This window comes from Chelativorans sp. M5D2P16 (assembly GCF_034427935.1).
Classification (GTDB): domain Bacteria; phylum Pseudomonadota; class Alphaproteobacteria; order Rhizobiales; family Rhizobiaceae; genus Chelativorans.
This window is the reverse complement of record NZ_JAXQNM010000003.1, coordinates 162570-183061: the sequence shown is the minus strand read 5'-3', so window position 1 is coordinate 183061 and position 20492 is coordinate 162570. Positions and strand designations below refer to the sequence as shown.

Below are 20492 nucleotides of genomic sequence, written 5' to 3'. Positions count from 1 at the left end.
TTGAGCAATTGCTATGCTCATGAGCAAATACTCATAAACTGCCGTGGAAAGTCAATCGAATTCGTTGCTGCGGTGCAGCAAAAGCGGTGCTGACGAGGGGGTAAGGTTCGAAAAGGCCAGGGAAATTTGATCGCTGGTGGCGTGGCGATGCTCAGGCATGGATCCTCGGGTCAAGCCCGAGGATGACGACGGTGGGGAGGCTCATGGCGAGATGCCGACGCCGACGATTGGCGACGACCTTCTCCGTTCCTCGTCCACAGGCCCGATCCGAGGATTCATGCCGCAACGACTGCAAAGCAGTGACGAGGTCCGCCGGCATCACATCGTCCAGGCATGCGCCCGGCGCACGATGCGCAGCCAGTCGCGAGCGACATGGAAGGCGGTCTCGCGGCGGGCCTTGCCCTGCCGCGCGTCGAGCGCGATGGAGAGGTTGTAGAGCAGGGCGCCGGCGAGCGTGTTCGAGGCGCCGGCGATCCAGTAGGCGGCGCGGATGTCGTCGGTCAGCCGGCGCGGCATGCCGAAGGCCGAAAGATAATCGTGAAAGAGCCTGTCGTGGACGCGCTGCGCACCCGCATCCCAGAAACGCAGGCATTGAAGCCACGAACTGACGTCTTCGAGCGGAGAGCCGACGCGTGCCCGCCCCCAGTCGATGAGGATGGGCTGGTGGCCGCCGTCCCGCCGCCGCACCAGGGCATTGCCGGGGTGCAGGTCGCCATGGATCGGGCGGCAGCCGAATGGCTCTTCCGAAAGGAGCTGCCGTCTCAGCCCGGGCAGGGCCGCCTGCAGCCGCTCGAGCTGTCCCATATGCCGTGTCAGGACGCCAAGTTCGGGATGGCCGCGGCACTGGTCGAGCGTCGAGACGGTAGCCTCGGCCATGGCCGCAAGCTCGGTTTCGTAGTCCCATTCCGGCAGGGCCACGTCCTTTTTGTCGAGCGAGCGGTGGAACCGGCCGAGGCGTGTCAGCATCTCGGCGGTGTTGGACGCATCCGCCCACGGCCAGGCGTTCACGCGGCGCACCGCTTCCATGAAGATGATGGCCGAGTCCGGCCCGTCATTCTCGACGGCCAGAAGCTCGGGCGCCATGCCGGGCACATGGATTGCCACGAGCCGCTCATAAACGGCGGCCTCGCGCGCCGGGCGGCCCACGAGCCGCTTGACGACCATGCGCCGCATCTCGGGCCGGTCGAGCCTGTTGCGGTACCGGGCGGTGACGACGGCAAGGCCCGCCGCTTCGGCCCCGCCGAAGCTGCTGCGGCTGCTGCGCTCGAGTTTCAGGTCTTTCGGCGGCATGCCATTGCGGGCGGCGATGATGTCCCCGACCGTGCGGCGGATTCTGGCGTCGATTTCCATGACCCGATGATGGGAAAGGACAGGGAGGCATTCAACCCAGCTCCCGGTTTTCGCGCGGACCTGCCGAGCATCCGCAACGGCGCGGATAGTTCGACCGCGCCGGCGCGCCGCGCGACATCGCTTTTTCTGAATAATCCTTCTGCAGAAAAATTTTTTAATGGAGTTGGGATAGGCGGTGTGGTTGAAACCAGTCCCGGGCGGGGTCGGGCGATACGATCCCACATACGCTTGCGCAACAGGAGATCCCAGCGGGCCTTGTCTGACGGGTATTGCCACCCAGTTCCATGCTTCCATTCGTCTGCCGCGCACCTCTTCCCCGATGGAAGGGAGCTGCCATGACCGCGGCGGGCCGGCATGCGGTGTGGATGGACGGAAGGCCGCCGGCCCGTCCCTTGCACTCGTGGCCCGAAGGGGCGGATGCGTGTCGTCCGTCGCCTGAGCCTCGCCTTCGCGGCAGTTCGGATGCATGAAACAGGAGCTTTGATGACACAGGTGAACCGTCCGCTGGCGGCTTTCGATCATGCGCTTTCGCTCGCCAAGGCGCCGCAGGCGCCGTTCGACGCGCTTTACGCGCTCGCGCAGACGCTGGTGGGGGTCAAGCTCTTCACCTTTCTCACCGTGGAATCGGAAAACGGGGTGGCGCGCCGCACCTACACGAGCGATCCCGAGCGCTACCCGGTCACCGAGACACGGCCCTTTCGCGATAACCGCTGGTACGAGCAGGTGCACAAGCACCGGCAGATGTTCGTCGCCAACAAGCTGGCGGATCTCGTGCCGATCTTCAGGGATTATGCGCAGATCGGTGCGTTGGGCTGCGGATCGGTGATCAACCTGCCGGTGGTGATCGGCGATTCGCTCGTCGGCACCGTCAACATGCTGCACGGGGAGGACCACTTCACGCCCGAACGCCAGGAGCTGGTGAAGCATTATCTGGCGATTCCCGCCAAGGCCGCCTATCTGGCGAACCGTTACCTGTCGGAGGAGTAGCCGAGCACCGATTCGGCACGGGCATCCTGCGCCTGCCCGTGCCGCCGGTTGAAGCGCACGGAGGACCAGAAGGCGAGGCCGATGAGCGCGGCTCCGCCGAGTCCGGTGATGACCTCCGGCACATGCACGAGCGCCTGCACGTACATGACCACCGACAGGGCGAGAATGGCGTAGAATGCGCCGTGCTCCAGATAGCGGTAGTGCGTGAGCGTGCCTTTCTCGACCAGCATGATGGTCATGGAGCGCACATAGAAGGCGCCGATCCCCAGCCCGATGGCGATGACGAACAGGTTCTGGCTCAGCGCGAACGCGCCGATCACCCCGTCAAAGGAGAAGGAGGCGTCCAGAACCTCGAGATAGAGGAACGCGCCCAGTCCGCCCTTGGCCGCGCCGGCGAACGCGTCCTTCGTCCGGTCCAGCACGTTGCTGAGGATGTCGACGCCGATGAAGGTCAGGAGACCATAGATGGCGGACAGGAGGAAGGTCAGCTTTTTCTCTTCCTCCAGGAGGGCGGTGAAGGTGAGCATCAACACCAGGACGAAGGCGATCTCGACGCCGCGTATGCTTGCCACGCGCGAAATGCGTTCCTCGATGGCGCGGACCCAGTGGATTTCCTTGTGCTCGTCGAAGAAATAACTGAGGCCCACCATCATGAGGAAGGTGCCGCCGAAGGCGGCGATCCCCAGATGCGCCTCGCGCATGATCTCGGCGTAGAGCCGCGGCTCGGTGATGGCCAGCTTCAGCGCGGCAAAGGGGCCGATCCACGCGGCGACGGCGACGATGACAAGCGGGAAGATGATGCGCATCCCGAAAACGGCGATCAGGATGCCCCAGGTGAGGAACCGCCGCTGCCAGACCGGCGTCATTGCCTTGAGCCGGTTGGCGTTGACGATGGCGTTGTCGAAGGAGAGCGAAATCTCCAGCACCGCCAGCACCGCGCAGATAAAGAAGATCGACAGCGTGCCGGAAACGGTCTCCGTCGCCTGCCAGCCGACCAGGGCGGCCAGCGCGAGGCCGGCTGCCGTGAAGATGAAGGCCCATTTGAAATAGTGGAACATCGGGTTTCAGGCACCGGGCAGAACGGGCAGGCATTATTCGAAGTAGTCATGAAACGGCGCGTTGCAAGCACCCGCTGTCCGATCGGCCGGGACGAGAAGGGGCGTTTTCGTCCTTGCGAACGGCTGGGAAAGACCGCGGCGACCGCCCTCGACAGGGGGCAGTGGATCGAACCACGCCGGCTGCGGCCCTCAGGAAAGTCCCTGCGCGAGGATCGAAAAGGCGGCGAGGATGCCGATCGCATCGGCGTGACTTCCTGCCGTGAAGACGACTTCCGTCGCGCCCCTGCGCGAGATCTCGGGCACGAGGCAGGCAGCGTCGGCGAAGACTTGCCTGTTGAAGGTCACCACGACCTCGAGCGGGGGCTGGCACGGTGCGTGCGGCCTCTGCCCCGCAGCCCCTTCAACGGCTGTACGGACTTCCCTCTCGATCAGATCGCGGGAGGCGTGCGGAGAAAGGCTTCGGCTCGCCTGGGCGCCAAGGGCCGTCTTGGTTTCGATCACGCGGGCATTCGGGAACTGCGTCCTGATCTCCTCGCCCAGCCGGTCGTCGCCGCTGACCGCCAGAAGCGGCACACCGATTTCGGCGGCATGACCGGCAAAGAGGGTCGGCTCGCCCACCGGAACACCGTTCATTTCGATGCGGGCGAATGCCAATCCGCTGATCGTATGGGCCAGCACGCCACGGTTTCCCGCGGCGGCGTGATAGCCGATCAGCACCGCGCCGTCATGGCCTTCGTGGATACCCTGGATCATCGAAAGCGGACGCGGCTTGCCGGAAACGAGCATCGCACGCGGGTCGAGCGCATCGGCGATCATGTTGCGCATCGGCCCATGCGAGTCGGCGACCGTGACTGCGCGCGCACCTGCGGCAAACGCGCCGCGTATTGCGGCATTGGCCTCCTCTGTCATCAATCTGCGTGCGATTTCATATTCCGCATTGCCGCGCTGTCCCTGAATGGGTTCGCTGACGCCGGCCACGCCTTCGATGTCCACCGAAATGAAGATGTTCACGCCTGTCTTTCCTCATATGCAGGATACTGCGGTTCCCCTCGCGCCGGACGGTTGAGCGCCGCCCACAGCTTGCGCACGGCGGCACGCCGGGAATCGCGTGAGCGATAGAGTCTGATTTCGAGTTGCACCTGCCAATCCGGCCCGCCCACGCACAGCATTTCGCCGCGTTGAAGGACGTCGCGCGCGCAGCTTTCGGGCAGCAGCGTCAGCGCGCCGTATCGGACGGCCATCCGCTTGAGCACTTCCGAGGTCGGACTTTCGCCGAGACGCCGCATCATCGGCCCGTCCTTCTGCCGGCGGGCGAAAAGGAGCTTCTCCACCTCCGCGAAATAGCCGTCCGGCGAATAGCCCATATAGGGAAGCGCCATATCGCAGCCGGCGCGCGAAGGGTCGTGCAGGGGCTGGCCGCGCTCGTCGGCAGGGGACACGAGAATCATCGGCTCGCAGGCGAGCACTCTTGTGTCGAAGCGCGACGCCTCGAACAGCAGCGGCACATCCGCGTGCGCATATTGCAGGACGAGGTCGATCTCGCCTTCCGCGAGATCGTGGAACATGTCGTGGAAGTTCTGCGTGAAGATGTGGGTGGTCAGGTGGCCCGTCTCGCCCTCGAGCCCGTGCAGCCAATCGGGAATGAAATTGAGATTGAGCGTCGTCGCCGCGGCGATCCTCAGATCCGGCCGGTTGACATGCAGGCGTTCCTGAAACTGTGCACGATCGGCATAGAGCGTCGCAACGATGTTCTCGGCGGTTTCGCGGAAGGCGCGCCCTTCCGTCGTCAACGTCACGGGATAGGTGCGCCTGTCGAAGAGCGAAACGCCCAGCCAGCTTTCCAGCGCCCTGATGCGGCGGCTGAAGGCCGGCTGCGTCACGTTGCGCTCCTCGGACGCCCGCGAGAAATTTCGCGTCTGCGCGAGCGCCAAGAAATCTTCCAGCCACTTCGTGTCCATGGCGGGGAGACGACCATGCTTTGCCGGGCAGGACAAGCGGCAATCTATGCATATCCGGCATAGTTTATACCGAAACGGCGTTGGCCAGGGCGCACCCGGACCGCTTCACTTGCATGTCAACGCGCCGGCAAGAGCGCAGCAGGTCGCGGCAAGGCACATGCCGTGAATTGCCTGGAAGGGGAAAGGACCGACCATATGGACGCAGAGCATCTGCTCGAAATCAGGAACCTCAACGTATGCTTCGGCCATGGCGAATCCCCGCTGCAGGCGGTTCGCGGGCTCGACCTCGATGTGAAGCGCGGCGAGACGGTCGCGGTCGTCGGCGAATCCGGTTCAGGCAAGTCCGTCAGTGCCCTTTCGGTCATGCGCCTGGTGGAATTCGGCGGCGGCAGGATTACGGACGGCACGATTTCCTTCAGGAAACGCGACGGCGGCATCGTCGACATGAGCAGCCTGGACCCCGAGCAGGCGCGGCTGATGCGCGGCAACGAAATGGCCATGATCTTCCAGGAGCCGATGACCTCCCTCAACCCGGTCTTCACGATCGGCGACCAGATCATCGAGGCGATCGTCACGCACCAGAAGAAGAGCCGTCCGGAGGCCGCCGCCATTGCGCTCGATACGCTGAACCGCGTGCGCATCCCCGATGCGGCTCAGGTCATGAAACGCCATCCGCACCAGCTTTCCGGCGGCATGCGCCAGCGGGTGATGATCGCGATCGCGCTTTCCTGCAGGCCGCAGCTTTTGATCGCCGACGAGCCCACGACCGCACTAGACGTCACCATCCAGGCGCAGATCCTTCGGCTTATCCGCGAATTGCAGGACCAGCAGGACATGTCGGTCCTCTTCATCACCCACGATATGGGCGTGGTCGCCGAAATGGCGGACCGGGTGGTGGTGATGTTTCGCGGCGAGAAAGTGGAGGAAGGCGACGTCGAGACCATCTTCCGCGCGCCGAAACACGCCTATACGCGTTCTCTCCTCAAGGCCGTGCCGCATCTGGGCGCAATGAAGGGCACGGACGATCCGGCCCCCTTTCCCGTGCCGGGCGAGAACGAAGCGCCGGCGATGGCCGAGGCACCGGCCAGACCGATCGACTATGCTGCCGAGCCGCTCCTTTCCGTGCGCGGTCTCACAACGCGCTTCGATATAGGCCAGGGGCTGTTCGGCCGGGTGAGGAAACGGGTGCACGCGGTCGAGCATCTCGACCTCGACATCTGGCCCGGCGAGACGCTGGGACTGGTGGGGGAATCGGGCTGCGGCAAATCCACCACCGGCCGTTCCATCCTACGTCTCGTCGAGGCGCAGGCGGCGAAACTGGAATTCGACGGCGAAGACCTGACGAAGCTGTCCCGGCAGGATCTGCAGAAACTGCGGCGGAAAATCCAGTTCGTGTTCCAGGACCCCTACGCGTCACTCAACCCGCGGCTGACGGTGGGCTATTCCATATCCGAGCCGATGCTGCTCCACGGGTTGGAGAACAAGCGAAGCGCTTTCGACAAGGCGGTATGGCTGCTCGAGCAGGTGGGACTCAAGGCGGAGCATGCGAGCCGTTACCCGCATGCATTTTCGGGCGGCCAGCGCCAGCGCATCGCCATTGCACGGGCGCTCGGCACCGACCCGAAGCTGGTCATTGCCGACGAAGCGGTTTCGGCGCTCGACGTCTCGGTGCAGGCGCAGGTGATCAACCTCCTCATGGACCTGCAGAGACGTTTCGGCCTCGCCTATATCTTCATCTCCCACGACATGGCGGTGGTCGAACGCATCAGCCATCGTGTGGCCGTGATGTATCTCGGCCAGATCGTGGAAACGGGCCCGCGCCGGGCCGTCTTCGAGGATCCGCGCCATCCCTATACGCAGCGCCTCATGGCCGCCGCTCCGGTACCGGATCCGACGATGCGCGAGCGGAACCGCATGCCGATAACGGGCGAGGTGCCGAGCCCGGTGCATCCGGTCGGCCGCCCGCCGGCGATCAACGAGATGATCGAGGTGGCCGCCGGCCACTACATCGCACGCCGGCCCGAGGCCGACGAGCCGCCGGCAGACCGCGCCGCCTGAAGCGGCAAGAAGCAACAACCGCAGCAAACCGAGGGGATAATGACATGAAGTTCTTTAAACGCGCCGCGTTCAGCGCCGCACTCTTTGCCGGAAGCATGCTGTCCATACCGGCGGTGGCCGCCGATCTGTCGATCGCCATGGACCAGATCTTCCAGAAGATGGATCCACACAACTCCAACTACAATGTCGACTACTCGGCCGCCAGCGGCGTGCTCGAGCGGCTCATCGGCTTCGACAAGAACATGAAGCTGGTGCCGCAGCTCGCCACCAGCTGGGAAGGCAGCGACGATGCAAAGACCTTCACCTTCAAGCTGCGCGAAGGCGTGAAATTCCACGACGGGACGGATTTCAATGCGGCGGCCGTGAAGGCCAATTTCGACCGTCTGGCGGACCAGTCGCGGAACCTTGCCAAGAACAGCCTTTTCAAGGTGGTCGACAAGGTCGAAACGCCGGACGACTACACGGTGGTTCTCAAGCTGAAGGAGCCCTTCGGCGCGATGATCAACACGGTGGCTCACCCTTCCGTGGTGATTCACAGTCCGAAGGCGCTCGAGGAGTTCGGCAAGGATGTCGAAAAACACCCCGTCGGCACCGGCCCCTTCAAGTTCAAGGAGTGGATTCCGGGCGAACGCCTGGTTCTCGAAAAGAACGAGGACTACTGGGACAGCGAATGGCCCAAGGTCGACAAGGTGACCTTCTACCCTGTCACGGAAAGCTCCACCCGCGTCTCCATGCTTTTGTCCGACGAGGTCCAGTTCATCCACATCCTGCCGGCCGAACTGGCCGATTCGGTGGAATCGAGCGGCGGCTACGAGGTGCTCGAAGTGCCGGGCATCACGGTCTGGACCGCGTCCATGAACATGCTCAAGGACCATTTCAAGGACGAGCGGGTGCGTCGCGCCTTCAACCTCGCGGTTGACCAGCAGGCCTTCGTGGGTGTCGTCTATTCCGGTCACGGCGTCGTGCCGGACTCGCCGATCGCCCCGGACACGCGCTTTTATGAAAGCCAGGGGCCGCTCAAGACGGATATCGAGGAGGCGCGGCGGCTGATGAAAGAAGCCGGCTACGAAGACGGCTTCGACATCGCCATCTGGGGCGTGAACAACTCCACCGGCGTGCGCATGCTGCAGTTCCTGCAGCAGCAGCTCTCCCAGATTAACGTGCGCGCCGACATCGTGCCCATGGAAGGGGCAACGCGCTCGGAAAAGGTCTTCTCTTCCATGGTGCCGGAAAAGGCCGAGTTCGACATGCTGCTCGGCGGCTGGTCGCCATCCACCGGTGATGCCGACTGGCATCTGCGTCCGGTCTACGCGACGGAAGGCTGGATCCCGAAGATCTACAACATGGCCTTCTATTCCAACGAGACGGTCGACGAGGCGATCCAGGAGGCACTGAACACGGCCGATCCCGAAAAGCGCCGCGAGGCCTACTCGGTCGCGCAGAAGCAGATCTGGAAGGACGCACCGGTCGTCTGGCTCGCCATCGAGAACAAGATGGCCGCGCGAAAGAAGGGGCTGTCGGGCGTCTTCCAGATGCCGGACGGAACGATGCAGTTCACCCACGCCGCATACGAATAAACCCGACTTCCCATGGCCCGGCGCCTTTGTGCCGGGCCACCACCGGATGAAAGCCCATGTTGCAGTATTTCTTGCGCAGGCTGGCGGCACTCGTGCCGGTTCTCTTCCTGATCTCGGTCTTCGTCTTCCTGTTCATCCATGCCCTGCCGGGCGACCCCGCGCGGCTCCTTGCCGGCGAGTCCGCCACGCAGGAGGAAGTGGAGGCCATTCGTCAGGCGCTGAACCTGGATCGGCCGCTGTTCGCGCAGTATGTGGATTTTCTGAAGAACCTCGCGAGCGGCAATCTGGGCACCTCGCTGCGCACGGGCGAACCCGTGTCCACGATGATAGCGCGCGCCTTCATGCCCACCTTCTGGCTGTCGGTCTGCGCGCTTGCATGGTCGGTGCTCTTCGGGCTGATCGCGGGTGTGGTCTCGGCGGTGCGCCGCGGCAGCGCGGGCGACCATGCCGGCATGTTCCTCGCCGTTTCCGGCATCTCGATGCCCAATTTCTGGCTCGGCCTGCTCCTGATGCAGTTCTTTTCCGTTCATCTCGGCTGGCTCGGCACCAGCGGCTTCGACGAGCCGTCGGACCTCATCCTGCCTTCCATCACGCTCGGAGCGGGCGTTGCCGCGATCATGGCGCGCTTCACGCGCTCGGCCGTGATCGACGTCGCGCGTGAAGACTTCATCCGCACCGCCCGCGCAAAGGGCCTGCGCGAGCGTGTCGTGATCTGGAAGCATGCCTTGCGGAATGCGCTGATTCCGGTCGTCACCATGGCCGGTCTCCAGTTCGGATTCCTGCTCGGCGGCTCGATCGTGGTGGAAAAGGTGTTCCGCTGGCCCGGTCTCGGCTCACTGCTGCTCGATGCCATCAACTTCCGCGACTACGCGGTGGTGCAGGCGGAGATCATGCTGTTCTCCCTTCAGTTCCTTCTCATCAACCTGGCGGTGGACATGCTCTACGGGTTCATCAACCCCGCCATCCGGTACAAATAGGAACCGCACGTATGTCTCTCGTTTCCGATGCACCGGCTGCCGCCCCCGAGACGGAACTGACCGTACGCTCGCCGTTCGGCGAATTCCGCCGCCGCCTTACCGCGCGTCCCGGCGCGCTTGCCGCCGGCATCTTCCTTCTCGTCATGCTTGTGGCGGCACTTGCCGCACCCTGGATTCTTCCCTTCGGTCCCGACGAGTTCGACTACAAGAACACGCTGAGCGCGCCCTCGGCACTTCATTGGGCCGGCACGGACGAGTTCGGCCGCGACATCTTCGCCCGCATCCTGAACGGCGCGAAACTGTCCATGTTCATCGGCTTCGTCTCGGTGACGATCGGCACCGTCATCGGCGTCGTTGCCGGGCTTCTGGCGGGCTATTTCGGCGGCTGGCTCGATTCGATCGTGATGCGCATCGCCGATGTCCTGTTTGCCTTTCCCGGTATCCTGCTCGCCATCGGCATCGTCGCCATTCTCGGCGCCGGTCTCACCAACGTCATCATCGCCGTCGCCGTCTTCAGCGTGCCCGCCTTCGCGCGCATCGTGCGCTCCGGCACCCTGGGGCTCAAGGAGGCGACCTATGTGGAAGCGGCTCGTGCCGCCGGGGCGTCGGATTTCGTCATCATGTTCCGCCACATCCTGCCCGGGGTGCTCGGCGCGGTGATCGTCTATTTCACCATGCGGATCGGCACGTCCATCCTGACGGCCACCAGCCTGTCCTTCATAGGGCTCGGCGTGGAGCCTTCCGTGGCGGAATGGGGCGCGATGCTTTCGACGGGGCGCGAATACATGCTGGCCGGAGAATGGCATCTGACCTTTTTTCCGGGCCTTGCCATTTTCCTCACCGTGCTTTGCTTCAACATACTGGGTGACGGGCTGCGCGACGCGCTCGATCCGAAACTCGACGATCACTGAGTAGACATGAGAAATATGATACCCCACAACGGCTGGTGGCAGCTGCCGACCGGCCCGGCAAACACGATTTGCGACATCGATGGCGTGCTCGTCGGGCACGAATCCATTCACGAAACCGGATCCTGTACCGGGGCGACCGCGGTTTTGCCCCGTGCTGGCGACCTCTACCGGCGGCCGGTGCCGGCCGCGGCTTCGATCCTCAACGGATTCGGCAAGAGTGTTGGACTGGTGCAGCTCATGGAGCTCGGCGAGATCGAGACACCGGTCCTGCTGACCAACACGTTCGCCGTGCCGGTTTGTGCGACGGCGCTGATCAAGCGCGCCATCGCACTGAACCCCGGGATCGGCCGGTGCAGCGCAACGGTCAATCCCCTCGTGCTGGAATGCAACGACGGGCAGGTAAACGACATCCAGGCGCTGCGCGTGAGCGAGGCGACCGCCGAAGCCGCGATCGCCAATGCCGGCACCCTGTTCGACCAGGGAACGGTGGGTGCGGGCAGCGGCATGAAGACCTTCGGCTTTGCCGGCGGCGTCGGCTCCTCCTCGCGGCAGGTCGCCTTGGCCGACAATCGCTACACGGTCGGGGTGCTGGTCCTTTCCAACTTCGGGCAGCAGGCGGACTTGCGGGTCTTCGGGCGGCCCGTTGCCGAGTGGGCCCGCGCCGATGCCGGTGACGAGGACAAGGGTTCGATCATCATCGTCATGGCAACGGATGCGCCGATGGACTCGCGGCAGCTCGGCCGCCTCTCCCGCAGGAGCGGGGCCGCCCTCGGGCGTCTCGGCAGTCATCTCGGCCACCAGAGTGGCGATATAGCGCTGGCGTTCTCCACCGCGAATATCTTCGAGCGCGGCAGCGCCGACACCTATCCGGCATCGCGTCTTTGCGAAAGCCGAATGAACGCCTTCTTCAAGGCGGCGGTGGAGGCGACGGAAGAGGCGATTCTCAATGCGCTTTGGCATGCCACGCCGATGCCGGCCTACGACGGCAGCCGCCTGCCTTCCTTCCGCGCGTATCTGGTTGGAAAACAGAAGCGTTCGATGCATGGATGACATGACCGAGAGCGACTCGGCATTGGCCCAACGCACCGGGATCGGGACAATGGGCACCGACAATCCGTGCCGGCCGGCCTCATCGTAACGCTTTCCGCGGAGCTTCGCTCGCGACAAAATGCACGTGTGTGAGCGGTGTCCGCGCGAATGATCGCCGACGGATCGGCTCCGCAGGACAGACAAGGAAAAAGAGATGGAACAAAAGGCCCGGTGGGCGCTGGCGCTGCATGGCGGCGCGGGAACGATCCTGCGCGAGAAGCTGTCGGCGGCGGGTGAAGCATCCTTCCGCGAAGGTCTCGCCCACGCCCTTACATGCGGCAGGGCGGCGCTCAAGGGTGGCGGCAGCGCGGTCGAGGCGGTTGAACGCGTGGTCGTCGCGCTCGAAGACAACCCCCTCTTCAATGCCGGCCGGGGCTCGGTACTGACCTCGCAGGCAACCGTGGAAATGGACGCGGCGATCATGGACGGCCGCGCGCGCGATGCCGGCGCGGTGATCGGCCTCAGGATGGTTCGCAATCCCGTATGCCTGGCCCGGAAGGTCATGGAAGAGAGCGACCATGTCGTTCTGGCATGGCAGGGCGCGGAAGCCTTTGCGCGGCGGGTGAGCGCCGAGACGGTCGATCCCGAATGGTTCATCACCGATCATCGCCGCAAGCAACTGGAAGACGCACGCGAGGCCGCGATGGTCACGCTGGACCACAATGACGGCAAGTACGGCACCGTGGGCGCCGTGGCGCGCGACAGCGCCGGCAATCTCGCCGCCGGGACCTCGACCGGCGGCATGACCAACAAGCATCCCGGCCGCGTCGGCGACACGCCGCTGATCGGGGCCGGCACCTATGCCGATAACAGGAGCTGCGCCGTCTCCGCGACAGGTCACGGCGAGATGTTCATCCGCCTCACCGTGGCACGCGATATCGCCGCTATGGTCGAGTATCAGGGCCTCGATCTTGCCGAGGCGGTCCGTCGCAAGGTTCTCATCGAACTGCCGGAAATCGGCGGCAGCGGCGGGGTCATCGCGCTCGGGCGCACCGGCCGCCCGGTGCTGACATTCAACACGCGGGGAATGTATCGCGCTTGCCAGAGCGAAGGAGGGCAGGCGGAAATCGGCATCTTCGCCGATTAGCCGCAAGATGTCCGGAACGTTCGTCTAGAGAAGCAGCACGACTCCTGAAGGTTGTCAGGCCAAAATATCCCTGTCACCTCATTCCGCCGCGACGGCGCCGCGCCTCTCGTTCAGCGCCATCAGCCGCTTCGCGCGTTCGAGGCAGGCCGGCTGTTCGCTGCGGTAGCGGGTGATGATCTCCATCATCAACACCGTACCGGGCAGGAATTCCAGCTCGCCGAAGATGTCTTCCCAGTCGATGTCTCCCCAGCCGAGCGGCATGTGCAGGTCGCCGAGGCCCAGCGCGGTCGCCTCCTGGAGATGGTGCGGCTTGTAGAAGCCGATCGGGCGGCCGAAGGAATCGTGGACGTGCAGGTGACCGGCGACCGGCGCCATGGCGCGCAGTTGATCGCGGAAGTCGAGCCCGCGATAGGTGGCTTCGATATAGGCGTGGCTGAAATCGATCAGCGCCACGAGATTGGGGTGGTCGACGGCCTTCACCGTCGCCGCGACCTCGGCCGGCGTCTGGCGGTATTGCCCGGGCTCGGTTGTGAAGATGTTCTCCAAGGCGATGCGCACGCCATGGGGCCGGGCGAATTCGGCGAGCTCGAAAAGCGCCTCGCGCTCGCGCTGGTCGGCCGCCGCGCGATCGAAGATCTGATCGGCACGCAGATGCCCGCCGTGCTGGACGAGGACCCGTGCGTCGATCCTGTCGCAGATCTCGACCAGGGCCTTGGCCGCATCGAGTTGGTAGCGCACGGTCGCCGGATCCATGAAATTGGAGGAGACAAGCCCGTGCACGGTATAGCGGAAAGGGAACTGGGCGGTGAGCGCCTGAAGCCTCTCCGCCCGCTCCTCGATCACGCGGCCGCCGCTGATGAGGTCGACGCTGGTCAGTCCGAGTTCGACCGTATCGACGCCGATGTCCGCCAGCCGGCGCAGTTCAGCCTCCAGGCTGAAGAGCTCTCCGTCGATTGAACCCGCGTTGAAGCCGGTGGCGATGATGCTGGTCATGGCGTGTCTCCGATTGGTTCCGTCCGGGTGGGTGCTTCGGGGGCCGCCGGCCCGCCGGCGTTCACGAGGTGCGCGCGCAGGGCGAGCGCGCGGTCGGGGTTGTCCGAGGTCAGGTGGCCGATGCCGCGCTCCAGCCAGCGGCGGATCAGCGCTTCGTCGTTGACGGTCCACACGCACAGCCGGTCGAGCGGCAGCGTCCGGCGGATCAGCGCCCACTCCGTCTCCATCAGTTCGTGGTGGATCGCCACCAGGTCCACGAGCCCGTCGACGCGGTCGAGAAAGGCGGCAAGTCCGCCCTGCCGTTCGGCCCATTCGGCGTTGACGGAAACCAGCCGCGCGACCCGCGGCGCGCGGCGGCGGCATGCTTCCAGGACCGGGACGGCGAAGCTGGTCAGAACGGACCGCTCCTCGACGCCGAACCGGTTAAGTTCCCTCGCCACCTGCCCGGTGATGCCCGGATAGGGCGTTCCGGTCTCGTCGAGCTTGATCTCGACGTGCAGCCGGAGCCCCTCGTGGGATGCCAACACGGAAAGCACGTCGGCAAGCGTGGGGATGCCTTCCCCGGTGCCCTTGAGCCTTGTGTTCGCCCGCGCCTCGGGCTTCAGGGTCCGTACGGGCCCGGTCCCTTCCGTCGTGCGCTCCAGCGTCGGGTCGTGGATGACGGCGAGTTCGCCCGCCTCGGTCAGATGCACATCGAACTCGATGGCGTCGACACCGAGTTCGCAAGCGTTGCGGAAGCCTGAAAGCGAATTCTCGGGCCAGAGATTGCGGGCGCCGCGATGGCCGGTGATCAGGGTCATTCAAATCCTCTTCAGCGAATCGTGGGATCGAGCTTGTCGCGCAGCCAGTCGCCGACGAGCGAGATGGAAAGCGTCGTCAGCATGATGACGGCGGCCGGCGCCAGCATGATCCAGGGAGCGGTCGTCAGATATTCGCGCCCGAAGCCGACCATGTTGCCGAGGCTGGTCTCGGGCGGCTGCACGCCGAGACCCAGGAAGGAAAGGCCGCTTTCCATCAGGATGATTTCGGGGAAGGTCAGCGTCATCGACACGATCAGCGTCGAGGCGACATTGGGCAGGATGTGGCGGAAATAGACACGGGCGGGCGTCGCGCCGAGCTGCACGACCGAGGCCGCATAGCCCTGCGCGCTCGCCGAGATCGCCAGGCCGCGGGCGATGCGCGCATATCGCTCCCAGCCGTAAAACCCCATCAGGCAGACCAGCAGCGTCATGGAGGATCCGAAGAAGGCGAGAACCGCCAGCGACATGATCAGGAACGGCAGTGCGGCCTGAAAATCGGCGAGCACGAGCACCAGATGCTCGACGACGCCGCGGAACTGGGCGGCGGCGAAACCGAGCGCCGTTCCGAAGACAGCGGAAATGATCGTCGCGCCAAAGGCGATGACGAGCGAGACGCGGATCGACTGGATCAGCCGGGAAAGCACGTCCCGGCCGAGTTCGTCCGTGCCGAGCCAGTGTCCCGGCGAACCGGGCGGGGCAAGCCGGCTCGTCAGATCCATGACCGTGATGCCGTAGGGGCGCAGGAGGTCGGCGGACGCGGCGACCAGCACCATCGCCGCGAGCCACAGGACACCGAGCCCGACGGAGAGCGGAACCTGTCGGCGGAGCCGCGCCACGAAGGCGAAGGCCGGATGGGGCGTTGGTCGCGTGTCTGTCAGGTCGGCCGAGGACATGGCGGTTTTCCGAGGCTCCTAGTGGGCGAGGCGGGCGCGCAGGCGTGGGTCGAGCCAGCCGTAGAGGAGGTCGACGATGAGGTTCGACACGACCATCGCGGCGGCGATGATGAGCAGGATGCACTGCACGACGGCGAGGTCGCGATTGGTGACCGAAACGACCAGCAGGCGTCCGATCCCGGGCCACGAGAAGATCGATTCCACGACGACGGCGCCGGCGATCAGCGAGCCGACCATGAAACCGACGATCGTCACGATGGGGATTGCCGCGTTGGGCAGGGCATGCCCCCAGACCACGTCGTGCCATTTAACGCCCTTGGCCGAGGCGGTGCGGATGAAGGGCTGTCCCATGACCTCGATCATCGCCGAGCGGGAAAATCGGGCGAGAATGCCGATGCCGCCGATGCTCATCGTGATCGTAGGCAGGATGCCGTGCATCCAGGTGTCCTGTCCCCCCGAGGGAAGGACGCCGAGCATCACCGAGAACACCAGCATGAGGATCAGGCCCATGACGAAGGAGGGAATCGTGAAGCCGAGGATCGCCATCAGGATCACCCCACGGTCGGCGAAGCTCTGGCGGTGAAGGGCGGCGTAGACGCCGGCCGGAACGCCGATCAGGAGCTTCAGGATCAGGGCCGGGATCGTCAGCTGCAGCGTGGCGGGCACGCGTTCCAGCACCAGGTCGATGGCCGGCGCCTTGTCGCGCATCGAGACGCCGAAATCGCCGGTGAAGATGGATTTGACGTAGGCCAGGTACTGTATCCAGAGCGGCCGGTCGAGGCCCCAGGCGTGGCGGAACGCCTCGACGGCCTCCTGCGGCACGTCGGGACCCAGCATCACCTGGGCGGGATCGCCGGACATGCGCAAGACGATGAAGGCGAAGGTCACCACGGCGGCGATGGTGATGAGTGCCCGAAGCAGCCGTGTGAGAACGAAGCGGACCATCGGCGTCTCCTCAAGCCGCCATGGCGCCGTCGCCCGTCAGCGCATGGCAGGCCGCGGTTCGCCCCGCCTCGATCCGGCGCAGCTCGGGCGTTTTGGTGCGGCAGATCCCGGATGCCAGCGGGCAGCGCGGATGGAAGGCGCAGCCCGACGGGCGGGCTGCCGGATTGGGCGGCTCTCCCTGCAGGATGACCCGGCCTTGCAGCCGTTTGCCGGGGACCGGCACGCTCGACACCAGCGCCTGGGTGTAGGGGTGGTGCGGGGTGCGGAAGATCGTGTCGGAGGAGCCTTCCTCGACGAGTTTCCCGAGATACATCACCGCGACGCGATCGGCGATGTTGCGGACGACCTTCAGGTCGTGGCTGATGAAGACCATGGCGATGTCGTTTTTCTCCTGAAGGTCGCGCAGCATGTTGACCACCTGCGCCTGGATCGACACGTCGAGCGCCGACACCGGCTCGTCGCAGACAAGAAGCGACGGCCCCGCCGCCAATGCGCGCGCGATGACGGCGCGCTGGCGCTGACCGCCGGAAAGCTCGTGCGGATATCGCCCGGCCTGGTCGAGGCGAAGCCCGACGGCGGCCATCAGTTCACGCACGCGGGCCGCGCGGTCCTCCCGGCTGCCGATCCGATGGATCTCCAGCGGCTCGCCGATCTGGGCGGCGATGGTCAGGCGACGGTCGAGCGCGGCAAGCGGATCCTGGTAGACGAGTTGCATCCGCGCCCTGAGCGCACGCCATTCGGCGCTGTGCGGCGTGGGCATCGGCCGCCCCTCGAACAGGACGTCGCCCGCCTGTGCCGGGTCGATGCCCAGAAGCATGCGGCCGAGCGTCGACTTGCCGGAGCCGGATTCGCCGACGATCCCGAGCGTCTCGCCGGGCAGGACGGACAGGGACACGCCGTCCACGGCACGCACCGGCAGCGCATCGCCGAACAGCTTCTTGCGCATCTCGTAGATGCGCACGAGGTTTCTGGCCTCGATCAGTGGTTTCATTGCATCGTGTCTTCGAAGATTTCTGTGCGGTGGGTGCCGTCGGCGGCCGGTTCGACCGGATGCACGCAGGCAAGGCTGCGGCCGTCGGGCTGCAGAAGCAGCCGGGGGCGCTTGGTCTCGCAGAATCGGGTCGCGTTTGCGCAGCGTGGCGAGAAGGCACATCCCTGCGGCAGTTCCCGCGGGTGCGGAACGGTGCCGGGAATGGGGATCAGCCGCCGGCGCGGGCCGTCGATCTGGGGAATGGCGTCGAAGAGGCCGCGCGTATAGGGGTGGCGCGGCGCGGAGAACAGCTGATCGACCGTTCCTTGCTCGACGATGCGCCCGGCATACATCACGCAGACCCGCTCGCACACCTGCGAGACGGCGCCCAGATCGTGGCTGATGAAGACGAGCGCCATGCCCGTTTCCGCCTGCAGCGTGCCGAGAAGATCGAGGATCTGCGCCTGGATCGTCGCGTCCAGCGCCGTCGTCGGCTCGTCGGCGATCAGCAGCTCGGGCTCGCCGGCGAGCGCAACGGCGATCATCAGCCGCTGGCACTGCCCGCCGGAGAATTCATGCGCATATTGATCGAAACGGCGGCGCGGATCGGGAATCCCGACCATGTCCATCAGCCGCAAGGCCTCGGCCTTCGCCGCCGCACCCGTCAGGCCGCGATGGATGGTCAGTGCCTCGGTGATCTGGCGGCCGATGCGCAGCACCGGATTGAGCGAGCTCGACGGATCCTGGAAGATCATGGCGATGCGCTTGCCGCGCACCGTCTCGAGCACGGTCCTCGGTGCCGCCGAGAGATCCTGCCCCTCGAGGCGGACGGTGCCGGTGACGCTGGCCTTGCCCGGCAAGAGGCCGAGTGCGGCCAGCCATGTGACCGATTTCCCGCAGCCCGATTCCCCGACGAGGCCGAGCGCCTCGCCATGGGCCACGTCGAGATCGATCCCGTGCAGCACCTCGACGCCGTCGAAGGCGACCTTCAGGTCACGCATTTCCACCAGGCTGGATGTTTCCGCGCTCATGTTTCACCCGCGATTGTCTTAGCCATGCTCCCATACCGCCGGCCGCGGACGCGGCGGGCGTGAAAAACCCCGGCGGCCAAAACCGCCGGGGCCGAAGACGGGAAGCTCAGCTCGTCCAGTTGGAGGCGCGGAAGTCCATCGCGAAGGCCGGTGCCGCCTTCCAGTTCAGCGACGATTTCATGCCGGTGAACACCGCGTTCTGGTGGAGGAGCTGGTAGACCGGATCCTCGCGCTCGCAGATCTCCAGCATGCGGGCGAAAGCCTTCCTGCGCACAGCCCGGTCCGTGCTGGTCTCCAACACCACCGAGAGCTCGTTGACCTCCGCGTTGGTCCAGTCCTTTTTCTGCTGGACCTCGCCGTTCGGGCCGAACTGGACCACCATCGGCGTGATCGGGTCGTTGATGAGGTTCGATGCCGACCAGTCGCGCACCCCCTTTACGCCCTGCGGATCGTGGATCTGGCCCCAGTTCTCCTTCATCTCGATCTCGACGTTGAGGCCGACCTGGCGCCACATCTCCACCATGACCTGCGCGGTGGAGGTCTGGTTGGTGTAGTAGTTGTTGAGCAGGCGGTAGGGGATCGCGTCGCCCTTGTAGTTCGCCTGCTTCAAGAGGTCGCGGGCGAGCTGCGGATCGAACTCCGGAACCGTCCATCCTTCGACGAACATGTCGCCGTAGGACTTGAACTGCAGGCCGGCTGGGATCACGGTCTGGCCGGCCCAGAGCGAATCGACGATCGCCTGCCGGTCGATGGCGTGCGTCATGGCGCGGCGCACCAGCGGGTCGGCCAGGATGGCGTTCTGGGTGTTGAAGACCGAAACGCGGTGATTCCAGATGGTCGAGCTCTGCACCTCCAGGCCTTCCGCGGCCTGGACGGCGGCGATCTGGTCGGGCGGCAGGTCGCAGGCGAAGTCGTACTCGCCGGACAGAAGGCCGTTGACGCGGGAGGAGACCTCCGGAACCTCGACAAAGCGGATCTGTTCGAGCGGCGGACGACCGCCCCAATAATCGTCGAAGGCGACGAGCGTCAGCGACACGTCGGGCCGGAACTCACCGACCATGTAAGGTCCGGTGGTGACGGGTTTCTGCGCCCACTCGGCGTAGGAGGAGGCTTCGTCCCAGGCCCGGCGGCTGGCGATCTGGCTGCCGAAGGCATAAAGGCGACCCTCGAGCGTCACGTCCGGTGTCGCGTTGTGGAAGCGCACCGTGTACTTGTCCACCGCCTCGACGCCGGCGAGCGCCGGCCACAGGCGGCGGCCGATACCGGGCACGGAGGCCGGGAGCTCCTTCGCCGTCGTCGGCTTGTGGTCGGCCTCGAAGATGGTCTCGCCGCCCACCGGCTGCGTGTCGCCGAAGACGCGCTCGGCGGAGAAGCTGAACACCACGTCGTCGGCGGTGAGCTCTTCGCCGTTGTGGAACTTTACGCCCTGGCGCAGCTTGAGTTCGAGGGTCTTGTCGTCGATGCGCGTCCACTCGGTCGCGAGCCCCGGGACGGGCCCCTGATTGCCCATCCAGTCGCGCAGGATCAGCCCCTCCCAGAGGTTCGGGAAGAAGACCCGCTCGCCGACATTGGACTGCTCGTTCCAGATGTCGAGGGTGTTGTTGTTGGTGATCTTCTGCACCGCGATGGTGACGGACGGACGGGCCGTCTGGCCGATGGCGAAACGGGGCAGGGCAATGCTGCCGGCGGTCGCGCCGAGCAAGCCGAGCGCGTGCCGTCGATTGAGTGAAAACATGTCGGATTCTCCTTTCTGCTGGCCAAGGGCTGGCCGGAATCGATATGTGCCGCAAATTAGGTTTGGTGGTGTG

The 20492-nt window shown here is 65.2% G+C and carries 18 protein-coding genes; 7 read left to right on the top strand and 11 right to left on the bottom strand.

Annotation, left to right across the window (positions count from 1 at the left end):
* Positions 1 to 318: 318 nt before the first annotated feature.
* Positions 319 to 1350 carry an aminoglycoside phosphotransferase family protein gene (locus SIN08_RS01700; RefSeq protein WP_322449758.1) on the bottom strand — a complete coding sequence of 344 codons (1032 nt, stop codon included), beginning with the start codon at positions 1348 to 1350 and terminating at the stop codon, positions 319 to 321.
* Positions 1351 to 1833: 483 nt separating this feature from the next.
* Here SIN08_RS01700 and SIN08_RS01695 point away from each other — a divergent pair, with 483 nt between their 5' ends.
* Positions 1834 to 2337: a GAF domain-containing protein gene (locus tag SIN08_RS01695; protein ID WP_322449756.1), complete on the top strand. Its 504-nt coding sequence runs from the start codon at positions 1834 to 1836 to the stop codon at positions 2335 to 2337.
* Here SIN08_RS01695 and SIN08_RS01690 read toward each other — a convergent pair.
* From SIN08_RS01690 to SIN08_RS01680, 3 genes are all read right to left on the bottom strand, one after another.
* Positions 2319 to 3395, bottom strand: a complete 1077-nt coding sequence (locus tag SIN08_RS01690; RefSeq protein ID WP_322449755.1) for a DUF475 domain-containing protein — start codon at positions 3393 to 3395, stop codon at positions 2319 to 2321. The two genes, SIN08_RS01695 and SIN08_RS01690, sit on opposite strands and share 19 nt — an antisense overlap.
* A gap of 189 nt (positions 3396 to 3584) precedes the next feature.
* Positions 3585 to 4406, bottom strand: a complete 822-nt coding sequence (locus SIN08_RS01685; RefSeq protein WP_322449754.1) for a M55 family metallopeptidase — start codon at positions 4404 to 4406, stop codon at positions 3585 to 3587.
* Positions 4403 to 5353, bottom strand: coding sequence for a LysR family transcriptional regulator (locus SIN08_RS01680; protein ID WP_322449753.1), 951 nt, complete (start codon positions 5351 to 5353; stop codon positions 4403 to 4405). The genes SIN08_RS01685 and SIN08_RS01680 overlap by 4 nt, the downstream gene beginning before the upstream one ends.
* A 195-nt stretch (positions 5354 to 5548) precedes the next feature.
* On the opposite strand from SIN08_RS01680, the gene SIN08_RS01675 reads away from it, so the two are divergent.
* The 6 genes from SIN08_RS01675 (at position 5549) to SIN08_RS01650 (ending at position 13052) form a co-directional block, all read left to right on the top strand.
* The gene (locus SIN08_RS01675) at positions 5549 to 7411 is read left to right on the top strand and encodes a dipeptide ABC transporter ATP-binding protein (protein WP_322449752.1); all 1863 of its coding nucleotides are present in this window, start codon (positions 5549 to 5551) and stop codon (positions 7409 to 7411) included.
* 44 nt (positions 7412 to 7455) lie between these two features.
* Positions 7456 to 8988, top strand: coding sequence for a glutathione ABC transporter substrate-binding protein (locus tag SIN08_RS01670; protein ID WP_322449751.1), 1533 nt, complete (start codon positions 7456 to 7458; stop codon positions 8986 to 8988).
* Between the two features lie 56 nt (positions 8989 to 9044).
* The gene (locus SIN08_RS01665; protein ID WP_322449750.1) at positions 9045 to 9965 is read left to right on the top strand and encodes an ABC transporter permease subunit; all 921 of its coding nucleotides are present in this window, start codon (positions 9045 to 9047) and stop codon (positions 9963 to 9965) included.
* An 11-nt stretch (positions 9966 to 9976) separates the two neighbouring features.
* Positions 9977 to 10876 (top strand): ABC transporter permease subunit, encoded by a 900-nt coding sequence (locus SIN08_RS01660; protein ID WP_322449749.1) that lies wholly within the window; start codon positions 9977 to 9979, stop codon positions 10874 to 10876.
* 6 nt (positions 10877 to 10882) lie between these two features.
* Positions 10883 to 11926 carry a P1 family peptidase gene (locus SIN08_RS01655; RefSeq protein WP_322449748.1) on the top strand — a complete coding sequence of 348 codons (1044 nt, stop codon included), beginning with the start codon at positions 10883 to 10885 and terminating at the stop codon, positions 11924 to 11926.
* 193 nt (positions 11927 to 12119) lie between these two features.
* On the top strand, positions 12120 to 13052 hold the full coding sequence (locus SIN08_RS01650) for an isoaspartyl peptidase/L-asparaginase (RefSeq protein WP_322449747.1): 933 nt from the start codon (positions 12120 to 12122) through the stop codon (positions 13050 to 13052).
* Positions 13053 to 13130: 78 nt separating this feature from the next.
* Here the strand turns inward: SIN08_RS01650 and SIN08_RS01645 are convergent, their stop codons facing one another.
* From SIN08_RS01645 to SIN08_RS01615, 7 genes are all read right to left on the bottom strand, one after another.
* Positions 13131 to 14045 (bottom strand): TIM barrel protein, encoded by a 915-nt coding sequence (locus SIN08_RS01645; protein WP_322449746.1) that lies wholly within the window; start codon positions 14043 to 14045, stop codon positions 13131 to 13133.
* On the bottom strand, positions 14042 to 14845 hold the full coding sequence (locus SIN08_RS01640) for a glycerophosphodiester phosphodiesterase family protein (protein WP_322449745.1): 804 nt from the start codon (positions 14843 to 14845) through the stop codon (positions 14042 to 14044). The genes SIN08_RS01645 and SIN08_RS01640 overlap by 4 nt, the downstream gene beginning before the upstream one ends.
* A gap of 11 nt (positions 14846 to 14856) precedes the next feature.
* On the bottom strand, positions 14857 to 15738 hold the full coding sequence (locus SIN08_RS01635) for an ABC transporter permease (RefSeq protein WP_322449743.1): 882 nt from the start codon (positions 15736 to 15738) through the stop codon (positions 14857 to 14859).
* Between the two features lie 18 nt (positions 15739 to 15756).
* Positions 15757 to 16683, bottom strand: a complete 927-nt coding sequence (locus SIN08_RS01630; RefSeq protein ID WP_322449742.1) for an ABC transporter permease — start codon at positions 16681 to 16683, stop codon at positions 15757 to 15759.
* 10 nt (positions 16684 to 16693) lie between these two features.
* Positions 16694 to 17674, bottom strand: a complete 981-nt coding sequence (locus tag SIN08_RS01625; protein ID WP_322449741.1) for an oligopeptide/dipeptide ABC transporter ATP-binding protein — start codon at positions 17672 to 17674, stop codon at positions 16694 to 16696.
* Positions 17671 to 18684, bottom strand: a complete 1014-nt coding sequence (locus SIN08_RS01620) for an ABC transporter ATP-binding protein (protein ID WP_322449740.1) — start codon at positions 18682 to 18684, stop codon at positions 17671 to 17673. The genes SIN08_RS01625 and SIN08_RS01620 overlap by 4 nt, the downstream gene beginning before the upstream one ends.
* 106 nt (positions 18685 to 18790) lie before the next feature.
* Positions 18791 to 20419, bottom strand: coding sequence for an ABC transporter substrate-binding protein (locus tag SIN08_RS01615; RefSeq protein ID WP_322449739.1), 1629 nt, complete (start codon positions 20417 to 20419; stop codon positions 18791 to 18793).
* Positions 20420 to 20492: the final 73 nt, after the last annotated feature.

Excerpts from the sequence above, each read along its gene's own strand:
- SIN08_RS01700 (WP_322449758.1), bottom strand. The coding sequence starts at position 1,350 with ATGGAAATCGACGCCAGAATCCGCCGCACGGTCGGGGACATCATCGCC.
- SIN08_RS01695 (WP_322449756.1), top strand. The coding sequence starts at position 1,834 with ATGACACAGGTGAACCGTCCGCTGGCGGCTTTCGATCATGCGCTTTCG.
- SIN08_RS01690 (WP_322449755.1), bottom strand. The coding sequence starts at position 3,395 with ATGTTCCACTATTTCAAATGGGCCTTCATCTTCACGGCAGCCGGCCTC.
- SIN08_RS01680 (WP_322449753.1), bottom strand. The coding sequence starts at position 5,353 with ATGGACACGAAGTGGCTGGAAGATTTCTTGGCGCTCGCGCAGACGCGA.
- SIN08_RS01675 (WP_322449752.1), top strand. The coding sequence starts at position 5,549 with ATGGACGCAGAGCATCTGCTCGAAATCAGGAACCTCAACGTATGCTTC.
- SIN08_RS01670 (WP_322449751.1), top strand. The coding sequence starts at position 7,456 with ATGAAGTTCTTTAAACGCGCCGCGTTCAGCGCCGCACTCTTTGCCGGA.
- SIN08_RS01665 (WP_322449750.1), top strand. The coding sequence starts at position 9,045 with ATGTTGCAGTATTTCTTGCGCAGGCTGGCGGCACTCGTGCCGGTTCTC.
- SIN08_RS01660 (WP_322449749.1), top strand. The coding sequence starts at position 9,977 with ATGTCTCTCGTTTCCGATGCACCGGCTGCCGCCCCCGAGACGGAACTG.
- SIN08_RS01655 (WP_322449748.1), top strand. The coding sequence starts at position 10,883 with ATGAGAAATATGATACCCCACAACGGCTGGTGGCAGCTGCCGACCGGC.
- SIN08_RS01650 (WP_322449747.1), top strand. The coding sequence starts at position 12,120 with ATGGAACAAAAGGCCCGGTGGGCGCTGGCGCTGCATGGCGGCGCGGGA.
- SIN08_RS01645 (WP_322449746.1), bottom strand. The coding sequence starts at position 14,045 with ATGACCAGCATCATCGCCACCGGCTTCAACGCGGGTTCAATCGACGGA.
- SIN08_RS01640 (WP_322449745.1), bottom strand. The coding sequence starts at position 14,845 with ATGACCCTGATCACCGGCCATCGCGGCGCCCGCAATCTCTGGCCCGAG.
- SIN08_RS01635 (WP_322449743.1), bottom strand. The coding sequence starts at position 15,738 with ATGTCCTCGGCCGACCTGACAGACACGCGACCAACGCCCCATCCGGCC.
- SIN08_RS01630 (WP_322449742.1), bottom strand. The coding sequence starts at position 16,683 with ATGGTCCGCTTCGTTCTCACACGGCTGCTTCGGGCACTCATCACCATC.
- SIN08_RS01625 (WP_322449741.1), bottom strand. The coding sequence starts at position 17,674 with ATGAAACCACTGATCGAGGCCAGAAACCTCGTGCGCATCTACGAGATG.
- SIN08_RS01620 (WP_322449740.1), bottom strand. The coding sequence starts at position 18,684 with ATGAGCGCGGAAACATCCAGCCTGGTGGAAATGCGTGACCTGAAGGTC.
- SIN08_RS01615 (WP_322449739.1), bottom strand. The coding sequence starts at position 20,419 with ATGTTTTCACTCAATCGACGGCACGCGCTCGGCTTGCTCGGCGCGACC.